This is a genomic window from Paenibacillus sp. GbtcB18 (genome assembly GCF_019091125.1).
Classification (GTDB): domain Bacteria; phylum Bacillota; class Bacilli; order Paenibacillales; family NBRC-103111; genus Paenibacillus_F; species Paenibacillus_F chitinolyticus.
In genome coordinates this window covers 1-2,089 of sequence record NZ_JAGXJX010000047.1, presented here as the reverse complement: position 1 = coordinate 2,089, position 2,089 = coordinate 1, and the positions used below count along the sequence as shown (strand labels likewise).

The following is a 2,089-nucleotide window of genomic DNA, read 5'->3' as shown; positions in this document are numbered from 1 at the left end:
GAAACCGGGAAAGAAGGACACATGCCGTGGAAAGAGCGCGGGGTGTATTGGATTACGGGGGGCTTAGGGGGACTGGGTCTTATTTTTGCAGGCGAAATTATTGAGAAGGTAACGGATGCGGTATTGATTCTGACGGGAAGATCGCCGCTAACCGAAGAGACGGAAGCAAAACGCAAACAATTGGAGGAGCGGGGAGCCAGAGTAGTCTACCGGCAGGTCGATGTATCCAGCCGGGAAGCCGTGGAGGAGCTGGTCGTTTGGGTCCAAAAAGAATTCGGCGGCCTCAGCGGCATCATCCATAGCGCGGGTGTGATTCGGGACAATTATATCATGCGGAAAACAACAGAAGAATGGAAAGAGGTAATGGACCCGAAAGTTGCGGGGGTAAGGAATCTAGACGAAGCAACCAAGGAAGAGAAATTGGATTTTGTCATTTTGTTTTCATCGGGCGCGGGAGCTGTCGGCAATCCCGGACAAGCCGATTATGCAACGGCAAACGGATTTATGGATGTGTATGCGGGGTACCGGAACAAGCTGGCGGCAGCGGGGCAGCGAAGCGGCCATACCCTGTCGATCAACTGGCCGCTATGGAAACAGGGCGGCATGCGGGTGGATGAAGAGATTGAAGCCATGATGCGGCAGGATACAGGGGCCGTGGCCTTGGAAACCCCGGCAGGGATTGAAGCGTTCTATCGGGGATTCGCATCGGGCCAAGATCAAGTCATGGTAGTCGCGGGAGAAATAGAACGATTAATAAATCTTCTGAGAGAAAAGAAATTTGGAAAAACGGGATATTTTTCCGATGCTAAACAAACCATTGAAAAATCTGGATCAACTTCAGATCACAATGACAATAAATTTTATCGGGATATTATTAACGAAGTAATTGAAGGTAGATTAACGGAAGATCAATTTAAGGAATTACTAACTAATTAGAGGTGTTTGGGATAATGATAACTGATCAAGCCGAGTTATTATACAGAAAAATAAAAGAAAACAATATGAGTTTGGAAGAATATATACAGTCGATGAAGGATTTAAAAGAACAAAATAAAGCGAGGGAAAGCATAATCTTCGAAAGAACTCTGCATGATTTGACAGCTTGGGTATCCGATATTCTAAAAGTAGAGCAAAAGGATATAGATGTATTTATAGAAATCAGTGATTATAGTTTTGATCAAATATTGATAACTGAATTTGTTAACAAACTTAATCAAGAGTACATGCTTGATCTTAATTCGAAAATTATGTTTGAGCAAAAAAATATTCATGATCTTGCTGCCTATCTAATTCAACAACATACTGAAACATTAGCTGAATTATACGGAGTAAAAACATTTGCCAATCAAATAAAGGAAGAAAATAAACTTGATATAGGGGAAGAAGTAATTCGTGAAAAAGTCACAGGCTATTTAAAAAAACGCTTATCTTCCGTTATTAAAATACCCGAAACACAAATTGAGGAAGACGCCTTTTTTGAAGAATACGGCATTGATTCGATCATGGTCATGCAGTTAACCGGTGAGTTGGAAAAGGAATTCGGTTCCTTGCCCAAAACTCTGTTTTTTGAGTATCAAAATCTTCACACACTGGCAGGATATTTCATCGAGAAGTACCAAGAGCAACTGCCGAAGATACTGGGAATCGAGGAAAAAAACCGGCAAGGGATGGATAAGCCGGTTAAGCCGGTGCCCCGAAGAAACCGTTTGATTCAGAAGCAAAGGGACGGCCGCAATCCAAGAAACGGATCTGCCCTGCCTGTACAAGAAGCACGAAGCGAAAACGAAGGGATGGACATCGCCGTCATTGGGGTGGCGGGACGCTATCCTCAAGCGAGGACGCTGGAAGAGTTTTGGCAGAATCTTAAAAGCGGCGAAGATTGTATAACGGAGATTCCGCAAGAGCGCTGGGATCATCGGTTATATTACGACGAAGACAAAAACAAAATAGGGAAAACCTATAGCAAATGGGGAGGGTTTATAGAGGGAGTGGATCAATTCGATCCCCTCTTTTTTCATATCACACCAAGAGAAGCAGAAATCATGGACCCGCAGGAACGATTGTTCCTTCAGTGTGTTTATGAAGCGTT

General features: G+C 43.7%; 2 protein-coding genes. Both read left to right on the top strand.

Annotated features, from left to right (window positions below):
• Positions 1 to 936 (top strand): SDR family NAD(P)-dependent oxidoreductase (locus tag KVT34_RS29360; protein WP_217563201.1); only part of this gene is annotated, 936 nt, incomplete at its 5' end.
• Positions 937 to 950: 14 nt separating this feature from the next.
• Positions 951 to 2,089 (top strand): beta-ketoacyl synthase N-terminal-like domain-containing protein (locus KVT34_RS29355; protein WP_254635232.1); only part of this gene is annotated, 1,139 nt, incomplete at its 3' end.